The organism is Polyangium sorediatum (assembly GCF_029946465.1).
Classification (GTDB): Bacteria; Myxococcota_A; Polyangia; order Polyangiales; family Polyangiaceae; genus Polyangium; species Polyangium fumosum.
Genome location: NZ_JARZHI010000024.1, coordinates 1 through 24,688, shown reverse-complemented (window position 1 = coordinate 24,688; position 24,688 = coordinate 1). Strand labels below are relative to the sequence as shown.

The window sequence follows — 24,688 nt, the reverse complement described above, 5'->3', positions numbered from 1 at the left end:
CAAAGCCGATGACGGTGAATGGGCGCTCGTCCGTCTCGACGGCGAGGCGACACGGCGGTCGTCGGCGCGCCCAGCGAGCGTTCGACCAGGCGTATCATGCATCAGGTCGTGCCCTCCTTCCTCAGTCGGTTCATGAGATCAGTCAAAGCGCTGCCGAGGTTCGTCACCGCCTTCGGTTCCATGCCAATCAGCGGCACGCTGATGTAGCATGCCGTTGCTTCCTCCCACGCGAAGCCGTAGCCCGTGTCGCCACCATCTGTGCCGATGAGGATGACCCTTGGTAGAAACTCCGCGACGGAGTATGCCTCATTTAGAGAGCGGATCCCATCAATCGACCAGAGCATGAGATACGCATGCGGAGCAACAAACCCCTCAAGACCATTGCTTCTACGGAGGACCGCCTTGTAGTCGTCCGGCAATCGCTGACCAATCTCGCGTTCTACCAAGGCGATTTCCGAGTCTTTGGCTCCAGCCCGCGTCTGGGCTGTTGCCAAGAAGGCGTCAAGCGTACTCATTGGATATCCCTCATCAGCCGGTTCCAGAACGTCGTGTACTTCGCGTGTTCGGACGGCGTCAGCGCCACCTTGTTCGCGGGGGCCGTCGGGCTTCCGCCAAACTTTACAGGATGGATCTCGTGGATCTGCTTCCCGGCGTACCTGGCCGGATCGGCGGCTCGAAGAGCGACGTTCGCCTTGTTCGCAGCTTCCCGTGCCGCTTGGTATTCGGCGCCCTCGAGAAGGCGGAAGGGGCCCGTCGGCTTCGCCGCTCCAGTTGGATAGCCACTCCAATCGATGACGGAGAATTCGCCAACCCTTGCTCCACCCCCTGCAGCGTTCGACCCCCGCCGCAGGGCCCTGCTTCCAAGCAGCGCGATATCATCCTCCGGCCCGGGGGTCAATACCGCGCCCAGCATCAACGTCCCCTCGAAGACGAGCCGCCCCGCGGCCTGCTCCCTCGGGTCGCGCAACACCGGATCCCCGATCTGCGGCCGCAGCAGAATCACCTCCCGCTCCGGCCCGAACAGGATCGATAGATCCCGCGCGAAACCGTCCTCCTCCTGCACGACGAACGCCGTTCGCCCGGCGCTCGGGCTGCCCGCGAGGAGCTGATCGAAGAGCGGAATCGCACTCGAATCCAGCATCACGTCCGGCGAATACACGCCAAACGGATCGTCCGTCCCCGGCCCCGACGGGTGCGGGATCTCCACCGTCGGCAGATCCACGCGCGCCGCGCTCGTGCTCCCCGTCGTCTCCACGTCCGTCGCCGCCGCCCCCGCGCCGACGCCTGGTGGATCGATTTCGTGCGCGAGCAGCCGCCGCACCTCCTGCCCCGCCAGAAACCACGGGCTCGGCCGAATGTGATCCTCCGACAACGGCACATCCGGATATCCCGGCTGATGCACGACCCCGCCCACCGGCGAGAACCCCGTCGGATCGACGAGCGAAAGCGGATTGTTGACGACGTAGCTGTATCGGTTGTGGCTCTGCCCGTCGAAGACGTCCGCGATCACGGGATCCGTCGTCAAGAACCTCCCGAGCCGCGGATCGAACATCCGCCCCTTCATGTTCACGAGGCCGAGCTCGTCGTCCCCCTCGGGCCCGGTAAAACCCCGGGTCGTCGCCTTGCTCGTGGGCGGGGCCGGCGGCGGCAACCCCCAGATCACGTTTCGCCGCTGCCCGAAGGGATCGTAACTGCGCTTCTCGACCTGGCTCCCTTCCTCGTCCGTCACACTCTCGATCGAACCCAGGTGATCCACGTGCAGGTAATGCGTCCCCGCCTCCGCGCCTCCCCGCGTGACGACTGCGACCACCCGCTCCGACGAATGCACCGAATACCGATGCTCCACCACCCCCGTCGCCTTGTCCTCGATCCGCTCGTAGAGATCCCCGACATAGAGCGTCTCCTTCGTCGGCGTCGTCTTGCGAATCCGCGCCTCGTCGCCGTCATACCCGAACGTCGTCGTCCCCGCGCCCATCGTGATCGTGCGAGGCAAATCGAAGGGCGTATACGTCACCGTCGCGCCAGGACGGGCCACCTGGTTGCCGACCGCGTCATAGGAATACCCAGCGCCGCCCGCGCTCGTCACCGCGTGCGGGTGCAGGGAATCACCATACACATACGCGCCCACGCCGGACCGGGAGAGGAGGTTCCCGTTCGGCGCATACGCGTACGAGCTGTCGCAGGGCGCGGCCGGATCCGGCGACACGCTGAAGGAGGCGCACGTCAATCGCTCGAGCGCGTCGTAGCGAAATCGCTCCGTCTCGTTCTGCGCTTGCAACGCGTCCGTGCGGCTCGTGAGGTTCAGCCGCGCGTCGAATTCATACGAGAGGTCCTGGATCTTCGTCGCGCCGAACGTCGTCCGCACGTGGTGGAGCGCCTGCTTGTCCTGAAAATAGCTCCGCGTGGTCACGACCTCGTTCCCGAAGACCTCCTTCTGAACTCGCCCGGCCTCGTCCACCTCGGTGAGGCGCCAATAAGCAGCGCCCGTGAAGGTGTCACGCACGGCCACCCGGTGGCCGTGAGCGTCGTACGTATACGTCACCGAGAATGGCTCGACGCCCGGATACGAGATCGACGACACGCGGCCGAGAGCATCGTACGACGAACGCACCTCGAACGCTTCCCCGCCCACCAAGAGCGCCATGCGCTCCGTTCGCCCCCGATCGTCATAGGTATACGTCTTGACGCCGTCCGGGCTCGTCACCTCCCGCAATCGCCCCATGCCATATGCCGCCGTATCCCACGTAAAAAGCGTCGTCCACGTCGCTCCGCCTTCCTTGTCGACGCGCGACGTCACGCGCCCGAGCGCGTCCACCTCGAACGTCGTCACGCGCCCGAGCGCGTCCGTCGTCGATAACAGATCGCCGAACCCATCCTGCACGAGCTTCGTCTTGCCTCGATCCGGATCGTCGATCTCCCGCGGACGCCCCAAGGCGTCGCGCTTGATCGTCGTCACGTCGCCCCCAGGATCCACGACGCTCGACAACACGCCAAAGGGTCCATACGTGAACGACGTCTCCCCGTTCCCCGCGTCCGTGACGACCACGGGACGGCCGAGCGCGTCGTGCTCGGTGACGGTCAGGTGCGAGAGCGCGCCTTGCACCTCGACGAAGAGGCCGGCATAGGTCGTCTTCGTGACGGCCCCCCAGGGCGCCGTGTGCCCGATCTCGCGCCCCAGCAGGTCGAACTCGTATTCGTCGAAGAGAAGCTCGGCGTCGGGCGTGCCCTCGCTCGTCGGCACCGAGCGCCTCCGGACCTTCCCCGTGCGATCGTCGTATTCGAGGATCTGCATCAACCGAGGTGGCTTTCCCTCTCCCTCGATCGGTTCCGGACCGTACCAGAAATGGCGAATCGGTCGACCCAGACCGTCCAGGACCACCTCGTCCTCGGCGCCCCCGGTCGTCCTCGATGTCTTCACGAAATGCCCGTCTGCCCTGCGCGACAGCTCCATCCACGTCTCGGACCCGTCGGGCCTCTTTTCGTGCCGCCACCGGCCCAGGCTGTCGTAGGACCACTCGGTCACGAGCCCATTCGGATCGGTCTCCCGGATCGGCACGCCGAAGCGGCTATCGTACTTCGAGCGCGTGACGTGCCCGGCCGGGTTCGTGGTTTGCTCCGGAAAGATGCCCTCCGCATCGAAGGCCGTGCGCCAGACGCGATGGTGTCCGAAGGCGTCATCCGCCGTCACGGTCGTGACATGGCCGAGTTCATCCCGCTCGTACTTCACGGTCAAACTCGTATCGAGGCCGCCGTCGTCGGTCGAGAGGGACGCCGTCTCGACCTCGCCGAACGTGTTCGTCGTTTGCGATCGCGAACGGCATTGCGAGATCCCCGCGGCCGCGCTGCACTCCTTCTGGCTCTGGACCTGCCCGAGCACCCACCTTTGGGTGTCGTTCTCGACGACGCGCGTCGTGTGCAGGGAGAGGTCCACGCCGAGGGTCGATTGACGCACTTCGAGTACGTTGCCGAAGGCATCGAAATCGAGGACCTCCGTCTTCGTATCGCGAAGGAGCGTCGCGCCTTGTCTCCGCTGTGTTCGCCGCGTGAGGGGCAATGTAAAGTAGCTCCTGCCATTCTCCGTGATGAGGTGGGTGGGCGTCACGTCCACGCGAGAGACCTCGTCCTTTGCAGGATCGAGCGACGAGAAGCGCAGATGCCGCCCCAGGGCCTGGCCCGCGAAGGGGTACGCCTTGACCTCGCCGGATTCGAGATACGTGTGGTTGTCGTAGAGGTCCGTCGTCTCCGCGCCCGTCTCCCGCTCCGTGACCACACGCGCGGAGAAGCCCAAGAAGCCATGCCCGCGGCGATCGTAGCGGCCGTCCTCGTAGCGCACGTCGAAATGACGCTGGCCGCCGTTTCCGTCGATCGTGGCGTAGCTCGTCACCACGCGGCGCGCGCCGACGGCGCACACCCGCGGATACGCGCAGGCATTCGCCGGATCGGCCCGCGGATCATAATGATCCGGATCCGCGATCATGTGGCCGTACGCGAACTCCACGTTCGGGGGATCCACGTTCACGCCGTCCGAGAATCCCACGACCCTGTCGGGGTCCACGGCCTCGTTGCGAAATACGCGCAGCTCGCTCCCGAGGAAGATCAAGACATCACTCGCGCCGTCGCCGTTCACGTCACCGATACGAGGCCCGCGAGGATCCGCGAGCGTGATGGCGTCGCCGAGCTCGGCTTCGAAGGGAATCCCCGAATCGACGGACTCGAACGTGAATTCGCCGCTCGCCGCGCGCAGCACGGTCCACTTCGGCAAGATGCCTGCTCCCGCGCGGAGGGGCAGGAGGAGATCCATCCGGCCATCCCCGTCGAAATCGAGCGGCGTCGCCAGACGAAAATAGCTGTCCTGCGGGAAGACCCCATCCCATGCGAGGCCATGCACCGGCGGCGCGTCGAAGCCACGCCCCGTATTCAGCCTCGTGTAGAGCCGCGTATCCGAGAAACCACCCATCACGGCGTCCGGGAGCCGATCCCCGTTGACGTCCAGGAACATCACGCGACCGCCCACCGGCGCGAGCGGCAACTTCGTATCGACGCTCGTCCACGTTCCGTTGCTCGCCCGCGCGAATGCGGTATAGGTCGCGAGCTGTACGGCCTCGTCGCCGCCAAAGATGCGCAAACCTGGCGTTACGAGTTCGACTTTGTCATCCGCGTCGATGTCGACGAGATGGAGCTCGACGCCGCACCCAACCCCATCCAGGAGCGTGATCGGTGAGGAAGTCGGCTCGAAGCCACCCGGGCGCCACAGATGCAGTCTCCACGACGACAGGGTCGGATCCGGGAGGCCACCGTGATCCTCGCATTGGATCAAGTCCGGCACGCCGTCTCCGTCCACGTCCCCGAGATGCACGGATCCACCACTCGATCGCAGGCCGTGCGGCGTCGCGCCGAGCGGGAACGGCCTCGGAATTCCGGTATCGACCTCCTCGAAGGTGCCGTCCCCCTTCGATCGAAGGACGATATGGTTGTCGTTCCAGCCACGCACGTCATGGAGCAGCACGTCCGCGCGGCCGTCTTGATCGTAATCGATGGGCGTGCCCGGCTCGGGCTGAATGCGGGAGGGATCCGCCGGCTCCGGCGGATCGGGTACGAGCGGCCATTCTTGCGAATACGCGAGCTTCGGCGCGCCGAGTGTCCCCGCTTCGTTCCTCGTGATCCTCCACTCCGTGATCGGATTCTGGGGCGTGCTCAGCGCGCTCGTGTCCGGCACGAGCAGGTCATCCAGCCCGTCGCCGTCCGCGTCGAGGAGCAAGGGGCTCGCACGTAATGACGTGGGCGCCGCGATGCCTGTGTCGACCTCGTCAAAACCCCGCTCCCGCGCGGGATACAAGAACCTCGTCGTCTCGGTGCACGCGTCGTCCGCGCCGCATTCCTTCATTTCAATGAGCCGCGTCCGCCCCGTCGTCTCGCTGGCGTCGTAGGTGAACGCATATCGCCGAACCAACGTATCCCCCGGCCCACGCATCTGGACTTCGTCGAGCCGCAGCGAGCGTTGCAGCCTCATGCCGCCTGCGTGATGCAAGCGCACGTCACGCGCGTCTCGCGTGCCGTAGACGAGTGATATTGCCCGCGTCGCGGGGAACTCCGATGCGCCGTCGAAGCTCGTATAACGAATCTCGTCCAGCGCGTACTCGGCGGTGTACCCGTCCGCCTCGGCGAAGCAATAGCCGTAGGTCATCGTATTGCCGCGCAAGTCCCTCTTCGACGACGAGAGCCACGCGCGCGTCGTGCCTCCCCGCGCGCGTGGTCGGCTCCCGGCGTCTTCGCCGTACGCGACGACGTGACCCGAAGGCAAGTGCGCCTCGAACGAGGCCGGCTCCTCACCCTTGAAATGGCCCAGCACCCGGATGTGGGCGTCGGGCAGGGTCCGGTACTCGACGGTCGCTCCCTTCTCTGCGACCTTCACCAGGCGCCTGCCGTCGAGACAAAACGCCGTGTCGCTCGCGTCGAATCGAACCGCGCGAATCTCGCCATCGATGGCCGTCGTCTTCGCGCAACGCGTGACCGCCGACGTGCCCACGAGCGAAAACCCGACGCCCATCACGTTATCGCCCGCGGCGCTGCTAGAGGCGACGGACAGCGCAGGCTCGATTCCACCACGCCCCCGGGGCGCCGTGAGCGGAATCGAAATCGCGGCCTCGCCCGTGTCGGTGAGCGAGAAAGAAGCCGAAAGCGTGGCCGCGACCGTCCTCGCCGGCCCGACGGCTCGCGCCCCCGGGAGCGATGAATGCTGGGGCTTGCATGCAATCACGGTAGGCGGAGAGAGCGTGGCGCCATTCTCGCAGGTGCAGCCCTGCGCGAAGGCAACGAGGACGAGCAAGCATGAGAGGAAGACGCTGGCCCCGCGCATGCAAGCCAGTGCACGGAAGACGGGACCCCACGTCAAGCACCAGAGAGGCTGTCCTCCCTCCTCCTCCAGCCCGCCCTCGCCTACCGGCCAAGCCGTCTTCAGCCTCCTCCAGCCCGTCCTCAGCCATCGTCCGCTCGTCTTCACCTCCCTTCGAGCTTGTCCTCACCCACCCAGCAGGCTGACCTCCTCCTGCCCACAACCCGTTCTCACCCACCTGCGAGCCTGTCCTCATCCTCCCGCAGGTTGAACTCACCCTCCCGCAGGTTGAGCTCACCCTCCCGCAGGTTGAGCTCACCCTCCCGCAGGCTGAGTTCAGCCTCCCCCCAGGAAGCGATCGTGCTGCCCTTCCAAGAAATATCCGCCATCAACGTCGAATACGCACCCCGAACCGGAGGTGCTCGATGACGACTGGTACGTTCTCTCCTTATGCTGGCCCTTTTGATGTGACCCTCGTCGACGTGAAGGAGGACCTCGTCGACCTCACCGCCGGAGCCTCCAAGGGCTTCCGCGGCGTGCAGCCCGGCATTGAGGACGTCGTCGACGAGCTCGCCGGCGCGATTCCTGTGTTCGGCGATGCCGCGGGGATCCCCGCGAAGGTCTACGAGCGCTTCACCGTCGAAACGAAGAGCATCGACGCCCTCACCAAGAAGGAAGCGGTCCTCGAGAAGATGCTCGAGGCCACCCGCGAGTCGAGGCGCCTCAAGGTCCACCAGCGCGAGAACACCATCGCCCAGATGGTCGACATCGCCAAGTCCACCGCCCAGCGCACCCGCGACAAGGGCATCCTCGCGCCCTTCGAGAAGACCCTCCGCTACAACGCCCAGGCCGCGCTCAAGGCCGCGAAGACCCGCCGCAAGAACGAAGCCGCGAAAGCCGCGGCCACGTCAAGCCTCGACAAGTAGCCCTTCGCTCTACTCTTTGGGGCGTAGCTCGGACGAGCCGAGCTACGCCCCAAACCCCTGCCCCCCCTCCACGGCCATCGCACAGCCGTCCGCGCTAACCCATCGTTTCCATTCTCCTCCGTACGCTACCTTCGCGAGTTTGTAGACCCGTCGCACACGATCGCTCTACCCTTACGAGACTCATGGGTAACTCCAGGCACGTTCGGGGTGGGGTGATGGGCAGGGCGCGATGGATCGCAGCGCTCGCCCTAGCCCTTCCTTGGAGCCTGGGGTGCTCCTCGGGGCCTCCGGCGACGCGGTTTCTCGTCGAGGTCGCAATCACCGCGAAGGCGAACCGGAATTCGCCCGTCCCCATGACCATGGTCGCGGTGCAGGACGCGAAGCTCTTCGACCAGATCATCAAGCTCACCGCCAAGCAGTGGTACGAGCAGCGCGAGCAGATGCGCCGGGATTTCCCGAGCGGCACCGCGTTCACCGAGTGGGATTGGGAATTCGTCCCGGGCCAGGCGCCCCCGCCCATGGTCGTCGAGGTCGACGGCAAGGCCGTCGGCGCCGTCATCTTTGCCAATTATCGCTCGCCCGGCGATCATCGCTTTCGAATCGGCCCGCAACGCCGGATGCGGGTCGACCTCGGCGACGACGACCTCGTCGTGAGCCCCCTCGATGCTCCGGAGGAATGACATGAGCGCCGACGACATTCCGCTCGCGATTCAATGGCATGACGGGATGCTCCTGTCGCCGCAGCACTTCCAGGAGGCCGATCGCAGGTCCGAGCGCCTGCTCGCCTACCACCTCGGCCAGGCCTCGCCCTACCACCACGGCATCGTCTCGCTGAAGCTCGCCGAAGGCACGCTCGGCAGCGGCCTCCTTCGTATCCAGCAGGTCGAGGCCATCATGCCCGATGGCACCCTCGTCCATCACGCCGGCGGCAAACACGATCTCTCCGTCGATCTACGGCCCCAGGCCGCGCTCGTCCGCGACGCACCCGCCACCGTCTACCTCGCCGTCCCGCGCGCGCAGGCGGCCGTCTCCGCCTCCGCCGCGGACCTCGCGCGCAACCGCTCCGCCGAAGGCGCGCCCGTCGTCGACGAACACACCGGCGAGGATCCGCTCGAGATCCCGCGCATCGCGCCGAGCGTCCGCCTCCTCGTCGCCGCCGAACCTCCGCCGCGCCTCGTGTGCCTCCCCATCGCGCGCGTCCGCCTCGAAGGCGAGGCGTTCGTCTCGACCGGTTACATCCCGCCCACCCTCGGCGTGACGCCCGGATCGGACCTCGACGAGATGTGTCAACGTCTCGCCGGTCGCCTGCGCGAGAAGGCCATGCGCCTCGCCGAGAAGGCGAACTTCCTGTCGCGCACCACCGATCGCGAGCTCATCGGCGAGGTGCGCCGCCAGATCCAGTGCCTCGTCGCGGCGCTCCCTCCCTTCGAGGCCGTCCTCTACTCCGAGCGCCCGCACCCGTTCTCGCTCTTCGTCGCGCTCACGGGCCTGCTCGGGCAGATCTCCTCGCTCGCGCGCACGCCCGTCCCGCCGCTCCTGCCCAAGTACCGGCACGACGATCTCCGCACGACCTACGAGAACGCCCGCGATCACATCTTCCGCATGGTCGACGAGGGCATCATCGAGTCCTTCACGGCCTACCCCTTCGATCTCAAGGACGGCAAGTACAACGTCCTCTTCCAGCGCGAGTTCCGGACCCGCGCCCTCGTCGTCGCCGTCCGCGCGGCGCGCGGCGTGCGCGAGGATCAGCTCCTCAACTGGATGAACGGCGCGCTCATCGGCGCCCCGGCGCGCCTCCGCACCATGCAGGAGAGCCGCATCCTCGGCGCCGGACGCAAGCGCGTCGAGCGCAACGGCGATCTCGTCGCCACGCCCGGCATCTTGCTCTTCGAGCTCGAAGAGCAGAGCGTCTTCCTCGACCCGGGCGAACCGCTCACCTTGTGCAACACGGCCGATCCGACGGGGCAGAGCGGGCCCTCCGAGGCGGTCCTCTACGTGAAGAGCGGGTAGGGGGATGGCTGCTTCTCCGGGACGACCCGCGCTCTCTCCCAAGCAGGCTGCCCTGCGGGATCAGCGCGTCCTCGTCGACGCGTTCTGCAACTTCCACGCGGACGTCGTCACGCAGAAGCGCGTGGTCGTCGCCTCGGGCGGCGTGCTCCCGTACGACGCCGTCCAGCAGCGCCTGCTCGACGCCTTCGAGCAACAAGCGGGCAAGATCCAGGGCTCGCTCCCCGAGCACGAGCGCCGCCTCTTCGAGGAGACCCGCTACGTCATGATCGCCATGGCCGACGAGGTCTTCCTCCACCTCGACTGGACCGGCAAGGAGCCCTGGGCGGACAAACCGCTCGAGTCCGTCGTCTTCCAGACGCGCGACTCGGGAGACCGTTTCTTCAACCGCATCGACGACGCCCTCAACGGGCGGATCCCCGCCTCGTCGCAGCTCCTCACCGTTTACCTCACGGCCCTCGCGCTCGGCTTCCGCGGACGTTACGCGCCCTTCGGCACCGGCGAGCCCGAGACCTACCGCCAGCGCATCGTCGACTTCCTCGCCCGCACCGATCCCGAGATCGTCCGCGGCGAGGACCTCTGCCCCCAGGCGCACGAGCACACCGCGGCCGACGCGCCGCAGAAGCGTTTGCCCTCCCTCTCCCGAGGCCTCCTGCCGTTTCTCGTCGTCATCCTCGGCTGGATCGTCATCGGGGAGATCCTCTGGCTTTATCGCACGGCCGAGCTCGACGACGTGCTCGACCGCATCGAGGACGCCACGTGACCGTCGGCACCCTCCTCAAGATCGTCGCCGGCCTCGTCGCGCTCGCGGTCGTCGTGGCCGGGGCGTACGCGCTCTTCCTCGCGCAGAAGAAGAAAGCGCAGAAGGCCCTGGAGCTCGCCAAGCGCGAGGGCAAACCCGATCCCACGGCCGAGATCCGCGCCGCCGTAGCCAAGGCCAAGGCCGCGCTCGTCAAGAAGGTCCAGGACAAGACCGCGCGCGAGGAGATGCCGCGGTACCTCGTCCTCGGCGAACCTTCGTCCGGGAAGACCACGCTCCTCGGCGGCTCGGGCCTCAGCGTCCAGCTCATCGAGGGCGGCGATCCCGCGCCCGGCGACACCGCGGCCGTCAACCTCTGGATGCTCGGCAAGGCGCTGCTCGTCGACGTCGCCGGCCGCCTCCTCTTCGGCGAGGGCGGCACGCCTGCGCCCGATCCGCCGTACCGCGCGCTCTTGAACGAGCTCAAGCGCCTGCACCCCGATCGCCCCGTCGACGGCATTCTGTTGACGGTCCCTTGCGGCGAGGTCATGCAGACCGCGCGCTCCACGCCGGCCGAGCGCAAGCGCAAGGCGACGATCCTGCGCGCCGCCGTCTCGCTCGCGCAGCAGACGCTCGGCATGAACGTGCCGGTCTACGTGATCGTCACGCAGACCGATCGCCTCTCCGGCTTCCGCAGCCTCGGCATCGAGGTCACGCAGACCGGCCGCGACGACATCCTCGGTTGGTCGAGCCCGCACCCGCCCTTCACCGAGGGCAACGAGGACTGGGTCGAGGAAGCGCTCGGCACTGTCCGGGATGCGCTCCTCCGGTACCAGGCGCGGCGGTTTGCCGGCGCCCCCGTCGTCCGCTCCCCCGACGACTTCTTCCTCTTCCCGAGCGAGATCGAGTCCCTCGCCGACGGCCTGCGCACCTACGTCGATCCCGTCTTCCTCGAAGGCGCCGGCCAGGAGACGCTCACCCTCCGCGGCATCTACTTCTGCGGCCTCGCTGATCCGCCCGCGGGCCCTCCGCAGCTCACGGCCCCCGGCGCCGCCCCCGCCGCGCCCGCGCCGCCGAAGCCCGCGGCCGCCGCCGCGCCGGGCAAGGTCCTCTTCGCGAAAGATCTGTTCGAGCACAAAGTGTTCGCCGAGCGCAACCTCGGCAAGCCCGCGGTCACCGCGCTGCGCCGCCGCCAGCGCATCAACCTCGCGCTCCAGGTCGTGGCGTGTTGCCTCGGCGGCGCCTTCCTCGCGGCCCTCTGGATCGACGCCTCGCGCCTCGAACGCCGCACGACCGCGGTGATGCCTTTCCTGCGCGACGTCCAGAGCAACGTCCTCTCGGCGAAGAGCGAGACCCCGGGCACCGAGGCGAGCTTCGACGCCAAGAAGCTCCGCGCCAAGGCGCTCATCGAGAAGCTCGAGACGATCGAGGAGTCGGGCCGCCTGCGCTCGCCGCTGAACCCGGCGTCCTGGTGGGGCCGCCTCGACCGCCGCGTCGACACGGCCTTCGTCGTCGCGCTCGAGCACGTCCTCGTCGATACGTTCCGCGCCGGCCTCACGGAGGAGGCCACGCACCTGCTCCGCCCGCTCCCGCCGCAGCCCCCGCCCGACGCGTTTTTCCCGCTCAGCGTCGAGAAGAGCCAGGAGTACATCTTCCTCGAAACGTGGCTCCGCGAGCTCACCGCGTTCGAGGCCCACGTCGCGCGCCACGACGGCCTGCTCGGCGAGCTGCCCAAGGACGCGACGCCCGACGCCCGCATGCAGAGCGTCGCCGATCTCTCGGACTACCTGCTCGGCTACAAGACCTCGCCGACGATCGCGGTCGACTACTACCGCAACGCCCTCGCCCGCGGCGCGCGCCGTCAACCGTTTGACCTCGCCCCGCGCCGGGATCCTGCGCGCGAGAAGGCCACGGCGCTCTTCAAGGGCCTGCAGGATCGTGTCCTCGAAGCCTACAGCGACGCCGTCGTCCGCGCCGACGTCGAGCAGCTCGTGCAGAGCCTCAAGGACCTGGAGACGAAGGGCGCCGAGTACACCGCGCAGGATCTCTGGACCTTGCGCGACGCGATCGCGCGCGTCGAAGCGCACCTCGGCGCGCCCACGCTCTCCTGGGTCTCGGGCGAGTCGCTCCCGCCGAACGAGGGCATCGCGGGCCTCTTGAAGACCGTCAAGAACTCGCGCCTGCTCGGCGCCGACGTCGAGGCGTCCTTGCGCGGCGGCGTCGACGCGCGCCTGCTCGATCTCAAGACCTACGTCGCGAGTGCCGGCGCGCCCCTCTCCGGGCCCATCCTGGAGCGCAAGGGCGGCGTCCTGCTCATGCGCCTCTCGCCCTTCATCCTCGGGCTCAAGGCGCCCATCGACGCGCTCCGCCAGCAGACGTTCATGACGGCCGAGGAGGAGAAGACCCTCACGACCGATCTCGATCGGTCGCGCGTCGACTGGGACGCCGAGGTCCTCAAGGAGGCCGCGCGCCTGCCCAAGGACTACGAGGGCTTCCTCCAGGGCGGCGTGCTCAAGACGGTCGACGCGCGCATCCGCAACACGATCTCCGATCTCACGGTCCGCCAGATCAAGGCGAGCACCCTCGGCGCCGTCGCCCGCGCCGCGCGCCCGGCCACGCCGCTGCCCGGGAACAACAATCGCCAATTCGAAACCGTCCGCGGCGACGCGGCGAACCTCGGCATGGCGATGGCCCCCATCCGCGAGATGATCGGCGCGTTCGTCCGCCTGCGCATGGACGACACGCGGGATCGCCTGCGCGAGCTCATGCGCGGCCAGGGCTCCGAGGTGCTCGGGCGCGCCGCCGACGTCCTCCGCGCCGAGAACCTCTACGGCCTGAAGAAGGGCGGCTTCACCTGGTGGGACGGCAAATCCACGCCCGCCTTCGAGGCGTTCAGCGTCCCCGACGCCGGCCGTTTGTCCGAGTATGCCGCGGCCCAGCGCACGCGCGCGGCCACGATGCACAAGGAGCTCGCCGAGCCCTTGCTCGCGGCCATGGAGAGCCCCGAGATCGCGGGCGACGCGAGCGGCGATCCCAACGTCTCGCTCTGGCAAAACGTCGCCTGGCCGCTCAAGGATTACGAGAACAAGAAGGCGGGCAACGGGGTCTCGAACCTGGAGACCCTCATGCTCTCCGACCTGCCGCTCATCACGGCGAAGAACTGCATCGCCGAGCTCGACAAACGCGCCGGCGTCGACGGCGCGGGCGGCTTCTTCGCGGGCAAACAGAAGTACATCGTCGAGGAGCTGCGCGAGCGCTGCCGTGTCCTCGCGAGCGAGGAGATGCGGGATCGTTATGCCGCGCTCCGCCGCACCTTCAACCGCGAGCTGTCGGGCAAGTTCCCCTTCGTCAAGATCGAGCCGGGCATCCGCGTCGAGGACGCGCGCCCCGAGACCGTGCGGCGCTTCCTCCAGGACGCGGCCGATTTCCGCTCCGATTTCGGGTATGTCCTCGGCAAGGACACGAAGGCCTCGGCCGGCGAGGTCGGGCGCTTCCTCGAAAAGATCGAGGCCGTCCGCGCCTTCATGATGCCCATGTGGGCGCAGGTGGAGTCGGCCGAGGACGGCATCTACGACGTCAAGGTCGAGTTCCGCGTCAATCCCGGCCTCGAGGTCGGCGGCAACCGCATCGCCGAGTGGGCCATGCGGCTCGCGGACGAACGCCTCTTCCGCGACGGCCCCAAGGCCGAGGCGAGCTGGCGCGTGAACGACCCCGTCCGCGTCGATCTGCGCTGGGCGAAGACGAGCCTCGACGTGCCGCTCTCGACGCAGGGCCCGAATGTCTTCGTGAACGAGCGGACCGTCACGTTCGAGGAGCGTGGTCCCTGGGCGCTCTTGCGCATGATCGCATTCCACCAGAGCTCCGCGCGTGACGGCTCGCAGAAGACCGAGGGTGGATCGCACGTGCTCGGCTTCGTCGTGCAATCGTCGCCCGATTCCACGGGCGGCTTCATCGAGCGCGTCGGCACCGACGCCAACACCGTCCGTGTCTTCGTCCGCCTCGCGCTCACCGGCGTCGAGAAAGACCGGATGCTCAAGTACCCCGAGTTCCCCGCGACCGCTCCGAACCTTTAGGAGACAGAGCCTCGATGTCGACGAAGGCCCCGCTCATCGATCTGGAGACGCTCCTCCTGCCCATCTCCGAGGAGGCGCCCACGGGCACGTCTCTCCGGTACGAAGGCACGTACGACCGCGTGCGCGAGGCGCGCCGCGAGGATGATCCCTCGCTGCCCATGGGCGAATGGGAGACCAAGCTCAAGGTCGCCGACTTCGCGCTCGTGGACAAACTTTGCCAGGAGGCGCTGCGCAAGAAATCGAAGGACCTCCAGATCGCGGCCTGGCTCGTCGAGGCCTGGCTGCGGCGCTCCCGCGTGAAGGGCCTCGGCCAGGGTTTGTCCCTCGTCGCGGGGCTCTGCGAGCGGTACTGGGAGGGCCTCTTCCCCGCGCTCGGCGACGACGACGATGCCTCGGCGCGCGTCGCGCTTTACGAGTGGATGGACGACATCCTCTCGGATCGCCTGCGCCGCACGCCTTTCGGGGACGGCGACGGGTCGTTTTCGCTGCTCGATTGGGAGCTCGGCGGGCAGGCTGCGCCCGACGGGGACGGGGAGGGCGCGCGGCCGACACGAGAATCGCTGCTCGCCAAGATCTCGCTCGGCGGCGCGGTGACGCGCTGGTCCGAGATCGCGCTCGACGCGGGCACGTCGATCATGGCGGCCGAGGCGGCCGAGGCGGCGATCGCGGCGCACGTCCCGCGCTCGCCCACGCTCCGCCGCGTGCGCGAGGTCCTCGGGCAGATCGAGGTGCTCGCCCGCGACGCGGCGCGCATCAACGGCGAGAGCAGCCTGGAGGTGAGCGCGCCCGCGGCGAGCGCGCCGCCGCTCGGATCGGCCGCGGCGGTCGCGGCTGCGGCGGGGTTCACGACGCCGGGCGGGGGAGGGGGAGGCGGCGGATCGTTTGCGATCTCGAGCCGCGCCGACGCTTATTATCGGCTCGCCGAGGCGGCCGAGTACCTCATGCGGACCGAGCCGCACAGCCCGGTGCCGTACCTGGTCAAACGTGCGGTGCAGTGGGGCAACATGTCGCTCGCCCAGCTCCTCTACGAGTTCGTGGGGAACCCCGACGATCTCGTGGCGATACAGCGCCTGCTCGGGATGCGCGGGAGGGAGGAGTAACCGGGGGGAGGGACCCGAGGCGGGAGGGAGCGAGCGCCCTCACGAGGGTGTTGTGTTGACGAGCCCGGGCACGGTAAAAGGGTAATGCCCACGAGTACACGCCGTGCGCGGGCGGTTTTTCGGAGACTTCAAAAGCCGCGGCGTCGCCGCGAGAGCCGAGGAAGGGAGCCATCGATGGCAGAGAGCAAGCAGCACTGGCTGGACCGAAACCGTCCGCCGCGTGTGCAGATCACGTATGACGTCGAGACGGGCAACGCAATCGAGAAGAAAGAGATCCCGTTCGTGGTCGGCGTGCTCAGCGACCTGGGGCAGAACCCGGCGAACCCGCTGCCCAAGTTGAAGGAGCGCAAGTTCGTCGAGATCGACCGCGACAATTTCAACGACGTCCTCGCCTCGACGAAGCCGGAGATCACGGTGAAGGTCGAAGACGTGATCAAAGGGGCGGGCAAGATCTCGATCCCGCTGACGTTCACGCACCTCGACGATTTCCGGCCCGAGCGCCTCGTCGAGCGCATCCCGGAGCTCCGCAAGCTGCTCCGCGCGCGCGAGCGCCTGAACGACCTCCTCGGCAAGCTCGAAGGCAACGACGAGCTCTCGGCGGCGTTGCGTGAGGTCATGGAGAGCACCGAGGCTCTCCAGAAGATCACGGCGGAAGTTTCCAAGGATCAGAGCTAGGCCGCGCGGAGGATACGAACATGCCGGAGACTACGAGCGTCAAAGAACTCATCGCCTCGAGCGCGGACGGCGGGGCGATCATCGATCAGATCCTCTCCGAGGGCGCGATGGTTCGGGGGGACAACCCCGTTCAGAAGAAGCACGCCCGCGACATCGTCGGAGAGTTCTGCCAGCAGATCCTCGACGAGCGGGATCCGAAGGACAAGCAGCGCGCCATCGATCTGGGCGCGGTGGCGGCCATTCAGGATCGCATCAACGAGATCGACGAGATCATCGGCAAGCAGCTCGACGCGATCCTGCACGCGCCCGAGTTCCAGTATCTCGAAGCGCGGTGGCGGGGCCTGCACTACCTCGTCATGAACACGGAGACGAGCACGCGGCTCAAGATTCGCGTGATCAACGTCCGCAAGGACGAGCTCCGCAAGGATTTCGAGGCCTCGCCCGAGTTCGATCGCAGCTCGCTCTTCAAGAAGGTGTACGAGGAGGAGTACGGCACGTTCGGCGGCGCGCCCTACGGCCTGCTCCTCGGCGACTACGAGTTCGACGGTTCGAGCCCGGACGTCGGCCTTTTGACCGAGCTTTCGAAGGTCGCGGCGGCGGCGCACGCGCCCTTCATCTCGGCGTCGAGCCCGCACCTCTTCGACATGGAGAACTTCGGCCAGATCGGCGTGCCCGGTGATCTCGCCAAGCTCTTCGAGAGCACGCAGCTCATCCAGTGGAAGGAGTTCCGCGAGACCGAGGACAGCCGTTACGTCGGCCTCGTCCTGCCGCACGTCCTCATGCGCCTGCCCTACGGCCCGAAGGGCGTGCCCGTGGACGGCTTCATGTACGAGGAGAACGTCGGCGCGGAGGACAAGAACTTCCTCTGGGGCAACGCGGCGTACGCGCTCGGCCAGCGGATCACGAACGCGTTCGCGCATTATGGCTGGTGCGCGGCGATCCGCGGCGTCGAGGGCGGCGGCCTCGTCGAGAACCTCCCGGTGCACGTCTTCAAGACGAGCGAGGGGGATCTCGCGGTGAAGACGCCGACCGAGGTGTCGATCACCGATCGTCGCGAGAACGAGCTCTCCGAGCTCGGGTTCATCTCGCTCTGCTATCGCAAGAACAGCGGCCAGGCCGCGTTCTTCGGCGGCGCGACCGCGAACAAGCCCAAGGTGTACAACCTGCCCTCGGCGACGGCGAACGCCCGTCTCTCGGCGCAGCTCCCGTACATCATGGCGACGAGCCGGTTCGCCCATTACATCAAGGTCATGATGCGCGACAAGATCGGCAGCTTCATGACGAAGGACAACGTGTCGTCGTACCTCAACAACTGGATCGCGGACTACGTGCTCCTGAACGACGACGCGGGTCAGGAGACGAAGGCGCGGCTGCCGCTACGCGAGGCGCGGATCGACGTCACCGACGTTCCCGGCAAGCCGGGGGCGTACCGTGCCGTCGTTTTCTTGAAGCCTCACTTCCAGCTCAACGAGCTCACGGTCTCGATGCGCCTCGTGGCGGAGCTCCCGCCTCCTGTGGCGTGACGGGCCTCGCAAATCAGTGTAGGGTATGATCAGGAAGTTACCGCCCCGCGCTCGAACGGAGCGCGCGGGCGGTGACCGTCGACGGGGACGCGGAGGAGTGAACGATGGAAACGAGTTTTTTGGAGATTGAAGGCGTCAAGGGCGAGAGCACGGCGAGCCAGGGCAAGGACAAGGTCGAGATCCTCTCCTTCAGCCACGGTGTCGCGATGCCCCTCACGGCGGGCGCCTCGGCGAACGCGCGCTCGCATGGCCGCACGGTTCATCAGGACTTCACGTTCAGCAAGTTCCTCGACATCACGTCGCCCACGCTGAACCTCAAGTGCAGCGGCGGCGACAACATCAAGAAGGCCGAGCTCACCGTCTTCCAGGCCGACAAGAACGACGGCGACATGGTCCTTTATTACAAGATCACGTTCGAGGACGTGATCCTGACGAACGTCTCCGTGAGCGGCGGCAGCGGCGGTCGTCCCATCGAGACGGTCACGTTCAACTACCGCAAGATCAAGTGGTCGTACGCCCAGCAGGGCCAGCCTTCGCCGGCCGGCAAGAAGGGCACGGCCGAGGCGGGTTGGACGCTCGAAGAGAACAAGAAGCTCTAACCCGAGGACGTTTCATCGTCCCAGGGGAACGACAGAATGGCGAAAGCGTGGGGATCCACGAGCGCGGGCAGGGTTCCCCTGTTCGACCGGTTGGTCGACGAGAACCCTGCTCAAAAACAAGAAGCGGTCCCCTATTGCACCCTCGATCGAGACGGGCTGCGCGCCTCGGTGGCCCGCGAGCTCGGTCGAATCCTCGGCACCCGCAGCCCCATCTCCGGCGACGAGGCTCTCTCCCGACAGCGCACGACCATCGATTACGGTTTGCCCGACCTCGAGCTCGGCGGCCGTGCGCTCGTCCCGGAGGAGCTTCGGCGCCTCGTGCGCCTCGTGCAAAAGACGATCGAGGCGTACGAGCCGAGGCTCCAGAACGTACGCGTGGAGATCAAGCGACGCGAGGACGCGCCGCCGCATGCGCGCCTCGTGGTCGCGCTCTCGGCGACGCTCGTCACGGACGAGGTGCGTGAGCCGCTCTCGTTCGAGGCTCCGCTCGACGGGAGCCAGGGGGCGTCATGAGCAAGGGAGATCCGGATCGCGAGATGCTCGAGCTCTACGCGCGTGAGCTCGCGTATCTGCGCGAGCGCGGCGCCGAGTTCGCGAAGGACTATCCGAAGATCGCGGCGCGCCTCGGCACGTCGAGCCAGGCCTCGTCCGATCCACACGTCGAGCGCCTCGTCGAGGCCTTTGCGTTCCTCTCGGCGCGCCTCACGCGGGACATCGAGGCCGAGCTGCCGATTTACACGACCTCGCTGCTCGGCGCGCTCTATCCGCAGCTCGCGTGTCCCGTGCCGGCGATGGCGATCGCCGGGTTCGAGATCGACCCGAAGGAGGCCAAGCTCGGCTCCGGGTACACGGTCGAGAAGCACACGCCGCTCTTCGCGGCCTCGCAGAGCGGCCCTGTTTGTTATTTCCGTACGGCGTTTCCGGTCACGCTCTGGCCGATCGAGATCGTCAATGCGGGCATGGTCCCGCCCGAGAACCTCGACGTCCCCTCGTGGCTGCTCACGAACGCCGCGGCGGCGCTCGAGATCGAGATCTCGACCGGCGGCGTCCCCCTCGACAAACTCGGCATGCGCTCGCTGCGCTTCCACATCACGGGCGGCGGCATGGGCGCGGCGCGCCTCTACGATCTGCTCGCGGCGCACGCCGTGCAGGTCCTCGTCGTCGGGGAAAACCCCTCCCACGACTGGACGTACGGCAAGATTCGGCCCGTGGGCTTCGAGGCGAACGAGGACGTCCTGCCCTATCCTCCGCACGCGCACCGCGGCCATCGCCTCGTGCAGGAGTATTTCGCGTTCCCGGAGAAGTTTCATTTCTTCGACGTTGACCTGCCGAAGCTCCCGCCGCGCAAGAACGCGAAGATCCTGGTCCTCTTCGATCAGAAGCCGCCGGCCGGCGTCGCGGTCCGCCCGACGACGTTGAAGCTCGGCTGCACGCCGATCATCAACCTCTTCCCGCGCAGCGCCGAGCCCATCCGCGTCGATCACACGCGGCCCGAGTATCGCCTCGTCGCCGACGCGCGCCGCGAGCGGACCACCGAGGTCCATTCGATCACGCGCGTCGCGGCCACCGCGCCCGGCGAGCCCAAGCAGATCGACTACGCGCCTTTTTTCTCCTTCGTGCACCACCGCGCTGGCGAGCGGCCGCGCGCGTTCTGGCACGCGCGTCGCGTTGCCACGGGCCGCAAGGAGCTGCCGGGCACCGACCTCTGGCTCACGTTCGTCGACACGGATTTCAAGCTCGCGCGTCCCCCGTCGGAGACCGTCTACGCCGGCGTCCTCTGCACGAACCGCGACCTCGCGAACGAGATCGCCAAGGACACGCAGCTCTCGCCCGAGCGCCCCGTCCCGGCGCGGAAAATCGTTTGTCTCACGAAACCGACGCCCCAGCGCGCCGCGCCCATGGGCGGCGAAGCGCTCTGGCGGCTCGTCTCGAACCTCTCGCAGAACCACCTCTCGATCACGGACGGCAAGACCGGCGTCATGGCCCTGCGCGAGATCCTGCGCGCCTACGTCTTCGGCGACGCGCCCGACGCCGAGCGCCAGATCGACGCGCTCCTCGAAGTGTCGAGCCGCGTGGTCACGCGCCGCCTCGGCAGCGACGCGTGGCGGGGGTATTGCCGGGGCCTCGAGATCACGCTCACGCTCGCGGACGAGCAGTTTGCCGGATCGAGCCCGGTCCTCCTGGCCTCGATCCTGAGCCGATTCTTCGCCTTGCAAGCGCACATCAATGCGTTCACCGAGCTCGTGCTGAAGCGCGCGTCGCGCGCGGAGGTCTGGAAACGATGGCCGCCCACGGCTGGCGAAAGAGCCCTTCTGTAGAGGCCTGGCTCTTCGACGAGGGGCACGCCTTCGATTTTTATCAGGCCGTCTCCCTCCTCGAACACTGGCGCGAGGGGGATGCCGTTCCCCTCGGCGAGGGCTCCGATCCGTCGCGCGAGTCCGTGCGGTTTGCCGGGAGCGTCGCGCTCGACTTCCCCGAGACCGACGTCGCGCGCATTCGCCCGCCGCACCGCGAGGGCGAGCCCGCGAAGATGTTCGTGAACTTCCTCAGCCTCGGCGGCGCCCTCGGCCCGCTGCCGCCGCCCATCGTCGAGTCGATTTACATGCGCGCCGTCCGCGGCGACACCGCGGCGCGTGATTTCCTCGACATCTTCAACCACCGCCTCGTCTCGTTCGCTTATCGCATCCGCAAGGGCCACCGCGTCGGCCTCGGCGCCTCCTCGCCCGAGAAGGACGATGCGGCGCGGCACCTCTTCGCCCTGCTCGGCCTCGGCTTCAAGGCGCTCGAAGGCCGGCTCGCGGTCCAGGATCGGGCGCTGCTCGAACACGCGGCGAACCTGGGGAGCGAGGCCCGCTCGCTCGAAGGCCTCGTCGCGATCCTCCGCCGGCATTTCGGCGTTGCGATCGAGCCGATCCCGCTCACCGGGGCCTTTCACCCGATCGAGGACGCCGATCGCACGGCGATCGGCCGATCCGGCCAGAACCGCGCGCTCGGCCGTGATGCTTGCCTCGGGGGGCGTTTCTGGGATCAGGAGTCGACGTTCGATCTGCGCATCGGGCCCATGAAGCTCGGGGAATTCCTTCGATTCCTGCCGGACGGCGACGCGCTCGCGCCTCTCTGCTCCCTCGTGCGTTTTTATGCAGGCGCACGATTCCACTTCGGCCTCATCCTCGTCCTCGCCGAGGGCGAGGCGCCGCGGATCGAGCTCGGGAGGACCACGTGCGCGCTCCTCGGCCAGATCGCCTGGCTCGGAAATGTGAACAAGAACGGCGGCGAGAACCGCGAGGTCCGTTTGTCCCGTGCGGCCATTCGGAAGGGGCTCGGCGAGGCGCTGGGCTGAAGGACTCCCTCACCGCCGCCCTCCCCCTCACCCCTTGCCCCTCGCGGGAGAGGGGAGAAGAGGCGTCTGGCAGGGGGTGAGGCTTGTCAAGCGCGCGCGCGCCGCGGTATCGTGACATCCCGATTTCGTGGGCATCGCTCGCCGTGACCGCGCCATTGGGAGAGGACGGTTCCTAGCCGCATGACGACCGCAGAACAGAGCCAGGGCGCCACGGAGAGCATTCCGAGCAAGCTCGGGAAGTTCGCCTCGGAGCAGATCGACAAGGCCGAGGTCACGGTCACGAAGGGCGTCTCGACCGTCCGCGACTCGACGAACCAGATCATCGGCAAGGCCGAAGAGCAGATCCTCAAGCTCAACAAGGCCCTCTACGAGACCAAGAACGGGATCTCGTCCGGCATCGACACGGCGATCAAGGAGACCGAGGGCCAGCTCAAAGGGATCACGCCTGAGCTCAAGAAGATGGGCCAGGACGCGATCTCGACGGCCAAGGGCAAGCTCGACGGCCTCGTCGACGAGGTCGAGGGCAAACTCGAATCGCAGAAGGACACCCTCGTCAAGACGGCGCAGGATCAGATTCAGAGCGCGGCCAACGCGGCGAAGGGCAAGATCGACGAGATCGGGCAGCTCGGCGAGGATCAGGCGACGAAGGTCCTCGACGCGGTGAAGGCGCAGTCGGACACGGTCGATCAGAAGCTCGGCGATCTCGGCGGACAGATCGACGGCAAGATCGAGGGGATCGGCGCCGATCTGCGCGCCAAGTTCGAGCTTTCGCTCGCGAAGGTGCCGGATCACGACGGCGCGAAGGTCGAGATGTCGGCGAACGTCGACGCTGTCGTCGCGGAGCTGCGCTCGGCGACGAAGGACTCGATCGATCAGGCGCGCGAGACGCTGAAGTCGCTGGTCAAGCAGACCAACGACACGATCAAGCAGACGATCGGCGACGTGCGGCGCACGATCGGCGAGGTCCCCGAGCGCATCAACAAGTGCGCGCAGGACATCATCGCGAAGGTCAATGACGCGATCCAGAAGACGATCGACGAGATCTCGAACCTCGCGCACGGGCTCGTGGCGCGTACGGCGGAGCTGCTCAACGAGGCGCTGCTCACGATCACGAGCACCATCGACAAACTCCTCGCGGACGGCTTCGCGCTCGTGCGAGGGATCAAGGCGGATCTCGATCGTCTTCTCGACAAGCTGCTCGAGCAGATCCGCGACCTGACGCTCGGCACGCTGGAAGACGTGCGCAAGGCGGCGAACGAGCTGCTCGGCACGTTCGAGACCGAATGCAAGAAGATCCTCCAGACGATGGAGGACTCGGTCGTGGGCTCGGTCGAGGAGCTCGGCGGCAAGATGAACGCCTCGATCAAGGCGCTCCAGGCCGAATTGAACCTCGACGCCGACAAGATCGTCCGGGATCTCGTGGCCGAGGGCGCGAAGGGCCACGACGACGCGCTCGCCGACTTCATCAGCGCCGGGTACTCCGAGGACACCTCGGTCATCCCCAAGATCCGCGCGAAGGGCGAGGCTGCGATCAAGCAGATCGAGGCCAAGACGAAGGCCCAAGGGGAGAAGCTGATCAAGGACTTCGAGATGCAGGCGACCCTGCTGAAGCCCAAGATCCAGGCGCAGGGCATCAAGGTCGTCGCGCAGATCGCCGCGCTCGGGCCGAAGCTCGCGATGCAGGCGGTTCAGATCGCGACGAGCATCGCTTCGAGCATCAAGGACAAGGGCGAGGCGGTCAAGAAGACGTTCGAGGAGCTGCAGAAGACGCTCGTCGACGCGATCACGAAGAAGATCCCCGATTACCTCGACAACTGCAAGAAGCAGATCAAGGCCGCGGCGGACGCGCTCGTCGAGGCGGGCAAGACGTTCTACGAGAAGACGCTCGCCGACCTCATGGCGACGATCAAGGCGGCCGAGGCGCGCTTCAAGAAGCTCGCGTCGGAGATGAAGGACCTCATCGAGACGCAGGTCCTCGAGCTCGTGGCCTCCATTCGCAGGACGGTGGAGACCTCGATCCAGCGCTTCAAGGATCTCGGCAAGGCGTTCGAGGACAAGACGAACGCGCTCATCAACGACATCCCGGCGCGGCTCATGAAGCTGGAGCAGGTCGCGCGGGTCGCGGTCGATCGGGAAATCGCGCTGGCGAAGGGGCTCGCCAATGCGACGAAGGAAGACATTCTCCTGAAGGCGCGGACGGCGCTCTCGGAGATCAAGAAAGCGGCGTATGGCGTCCTCGGCGGGATCCAGGGGGATCTCGGCGCCGTGCAGGGCTCGCTCGCGCTCGTGATCCCGGCGGGCGCGGGGCTCGACGCGGCGGGCGCGATCAACCTCGCGGTGTCGGGCGGGCTCGAGGGGATGATCGCGTCGGCGGCGAATGCGGCGTCGGCCGTGGTGACGGCGGGCGTGAATGCGGCCGAGGCCGTGAATTCGGCGGCGGAGCAGGCGGCGGCCGCGATGAGCGCGGCGGGATTCGAAGGCGCGGCGAATGCATTGACGGGCGTGCTCTCGCAGCAGATGGGCGAGGTGCGGACGGAGGGCGAGAAGGCCAAGAACGTCATTGCCGCGGCCAAGGAGAAGATGACGGCGGTCGCCAAGGAGGCGACCGATACGTGTACGCAGGCGGCGCAGGCGGCGCAGGCCGCGGCCGCGGAGGTCGTGGAGGCGGCGAATGCGACGGGCGACGCGGTCAAGGCGTCGGCGGAGAACCTGACGAAGGGCCTCGAAAAGGCGAAGGACATCGTCAAGGAAGCCGGCAAGACCGCGATGCAATCGATGAAGGAGGCCCAGGACGCGCGCAAGGGCGGCGACGGCGCGCAAGCCGGCGCGGGCGCGCAGGCCGGGGCCGGCGGCGCGGATGGCGCGGCGGCGGGC

Annotated in this window: 16 protein-coding genes; 13 read left to right on the top strand and 3 right to left on the bottom strand. The window is 67.4% G+C overall.

Features of this window, described 5'->3' with window-relative positions; all coding sequences use genetic code 11:
• Positions 1-101 precede the first annotated feature (101 nt).
• The 3 genes from QHF89_RS25355 to QHF89_RS25345 form a co-directional block, all read right to left on the bottom strand.
• Positions 102-515: an SMI1/KNR4 family protein gene (locus tag QHF89_RS25355; protein WP_136969125.1), complete on the bottom strand. Its 414-nt coding sequence runs from the start codon at positions 513-515 to the stop codon at positions 102-104.
• A complete protein-coding gene (locus QHF89_RS25350) occupies positions 512-6,856 on the bottom strand; it encodes an FG-GAP-like repeat-containing protein (RefSeq protein ID WP_136969124.1) in 6,345 nt (2,114 codons plus the stop codon). Before QHF89_RS25350 ends, QHF89_RS25355 begins: the two co-directional genes overlap by 4 nt.
• Before the next feature lie 206 nt (positions 6,857-7,062).
• Positions 7,063-7,221, bottom strand: a complete 159-nt coding sequence (locus QHF89_RS25345; protein WP_284720920.1) for a hypothetical protein — start codon at positions 7,219-7,221, stop codon at positions 7,063-7,065.
• 93 nt (positions 7,222-7,314) lie between these two features.
• Here QHF89_RS25345 and QHF89_RS25340 point away from each other — a divergent pair, with 93 nt between their 5' ends.
• The 13 genes from QHF89_RS25340 to QHF89_RS25280 all read left to right on the top strand — a co-directional run.
• Entirely contained in the window at positions 7,315-7,758 is a 444-nt protein-coding gene (locus tag QHF89_RS25340; RefSeq protein WP_136969123.1) for a hypothetical protein, read from the top strand.
• A gap of 353 nt (positions 7,759-8,111) precedes the next feature.
• The gene (locus QHF89_RS25335) at positions 8,112-8,438 is read left to right on the top strand and encodes a hypothetical protein (protein ID WP_136936127.1); all 327 of its coding nucleotides are present in this window, start codon (positions 8,112-8,114) and stop codon (positions 8,436-8,438) included.
• 1 nt (position 8,439) lies between these two features.
• On the top strand, positions 8,440-9,768 hold the full coding sequence (tssK, locus tag QHF89_RS25330) for a type VI secretion system baseplate subunit TssK (RefSeq protein WP_284720919.1): 1,329 nt from the start codon (positions 8,440-8,442) through the stop codon (positions 9,766-9,768).
• A gap of 4 nt (positions 9,769-9,772) precedes the next feature.
• Entirely contained in the window at positions 9,773-10,528 is a 756-nt protein-coding gene (locus QHF89_RS25325) for a DotU family type IV/VI secretion system protein (RefSeq protein WP_136969121.1), read from the top strand.
• Complete coding sequence (locus tag QHF89_RS25320) at positions 10,525-14,577, top strand: type VI secretion system protein (protein WP_136969120.1); 4,053 nt, start codon at positions 10,525-10,527, stop codon at positions 14,575-14,577. Before QHF89_RS25325 ends, QHF89_RS25320 begins: the two co-directional genes overlap by 4 nt.
• 14 nt (positions 14,578-14,591) lie before the next feature.
• On the top strand, positions 14,592-15,677 hold the full coding sequence (tssA, locus tag QHF89_RS25315) for a type VI secretion system protein TssA (protein ID WP_136969119.1): 1,086 nt from the start codon (positions 14,592-14,594) through the stop codon (positions 15,675-15,677).
• A gap of 174 nt (positions 15,678-15,851) precedes the next feature.
• The gene (gene tssB / locus QHF89_RS25310) at positions 15,852-16,352 is read left to right on the top strand and encodes a type VI secretion system contractile sheath small subunit (RefSeq protein WP_136936132.1); all 501 of its coding nucleotides are present in this window, start codon (positions 15,852-15,854) and stop codon (positions 16,350-16,352) included.
• A 20-nt stretch (positions 16,353-16,372) separates the two neighbouring features.
• Complete coding sequence (tssC, locus tag QHF89_RS25305) at positions 16,373-17,875, top strand: type VI secretion system contractile sheath large subunit (protein WP_136969118.1); 1,503 nt, start codon at positions 16,373-16,375, stop codon at positions 17,873-17,875.
• A 104-nt stretch (positions 17,876-17,979) separates the two neighbouring features.
• The gene (locus QHF89_RS25300; protein WP_136936134.1) at positions 17,980-18,474 is read left to right on the top strand and encodes an Hcp family type VI secretion system effector; all 495 of its coding nucleotides are present in this window, start codon (positions 17,980-17,982) and stop codon (positions 18,472-18,474) included.
• A gap of 36 nt (positions 18,475-18,510) precedes the next feature.
• Entirely contained in the window at positions 18,511-18,987 is a 477-nt protein-coding gene (tssE, locus tag QHF89_RS25295) for a type VI secretion system baseplate subunit TssE (protein ID WP_136936135.1), read from the top strand.
• Positions 18,984-20,792: a type VI secretion system baseplate subunit TssF gene (tssF, locus tag QHF89_RS25290; RefSeq protein WP_136969117.1), complete on the top strand. Its 1,809-nt coding sequence runs from the start codon at positions 18,984-18,986 to the stop codon at positions 20,790-20,792. Before tssE ends, tssF begins: the two co-directional genes overlap by 4 nt.
• Positions 20,756-21,814, top strand: a complete 1,059-nt coding sequence (gene tssG, locus QHF89_RS25285) for a type VI secretion system baseplate subunit TssG (protein ID WP_136969116.1) — start codon at positions 20,756-20,758, stop codon at positions 21,812-21,814. The genes tssF and tssG overlap by 37 nt, the downstream gene beginning before the upstream one ends.
• Positions 21,815-21,994: 180 nt before the next feature.
• A partial coding sequence (locus tag QHF89_RS25280; RefSeq protein ID WP_284720918.1) for a hypothetical protein occupies positions 21,995-24,688 on the top strand: 2,694 nt, incomplete at its 3' end.

Bases quoted from the DNA above. Each gene is read 5' to 3' on its own strand.
- QHF89_RS25355 (WP_136969125.1), bottom strand. From the start codon at position 515: ATGAGTACGCTTGACGCCTTCTTGGCAACAGCCCAGACGCGGGCTGGA.
- QHF89_RS25350 (WP_136969124.1), bottom strand. From the start codon at position 6,856: ATGCGCGGGGCCAGCGTCTTCCTCTCATGCTTGCTCGTCCTCGTTGCC.
- QHF89_RS25345 (WP_284720920.1), bottom strand. From the start codon at position 7,221: ATGGCGGATATTTCTTGGAAGGGCAGCACGATCGCTTCCTGGGGGGAG.
- QHF89_RS25335 (WP_136936127.1), top strand. From the start codon at position 8,112: ATGACCATGGTCGCGGTGCAGGACGCGAAGCTCTTCGACCAGATCATC.
- tssK (WP_284720919.1), top strand. From the start codon at position 8,440: ATGAGCGCCGACGACATTCCGCTCGCGATTCAATGGCATGACGGGATG.
- QHF89_RS25325 (WP_136969121.1), top strand. From the start codon at position 9,773: ATGGCTGCTTCTCCGGGACGACCCGCGCTCTCTCCCAAGCAGGCTGCC.
- tssA (WP_136969119.1), top strand. From the start codon at position 14,592: ATGTCGACGAAGGCCCCGCTCATCGATCTGGAGACGCTCCTCCTGCCC.
- tssB (WP_136936132.1), top strand. From the start codon at position 15,852: ATGGCAGAGAGCAAGCAGCACTGGCTGGACCGAAACCGTCCGCCGCGT.
- tssC (WP_136969118.1), top strand. From the start codon at position 16,373: ATGCCGGAGACTACGAGCGTCAAAGAACTCATCGCCTCGAGCGCGGAC.
- QHF89_RS25300 (WP_136936134.1), top strand. From the start codon at position 17,980: ATGGAAACGAGTTTTTTGGAGATTGAAGGCGTCAAGGGCGAGAGCACG.
- tssE (WP_136936135.1), top strand. From the start codon at position 18,511: ATGGCGAAAGCGTGGGGATCCACGAGCGCGGGCAGGGTTCCCCTGTTC.
- tssF (WP_136969117.1), top strand. From the start codon at position 18,984: ATGAGCAAGGGAGATCCGGATCGCGAGATGCTCGAGCTCTACGCGCGT.
- tssG (WP_136969116.1), top strand. From the start codon at position 20,756: ATGGCCGCCCACGGCTGGCGAAAGAGCCCTTCTGTAGAGGCCTGGCTC.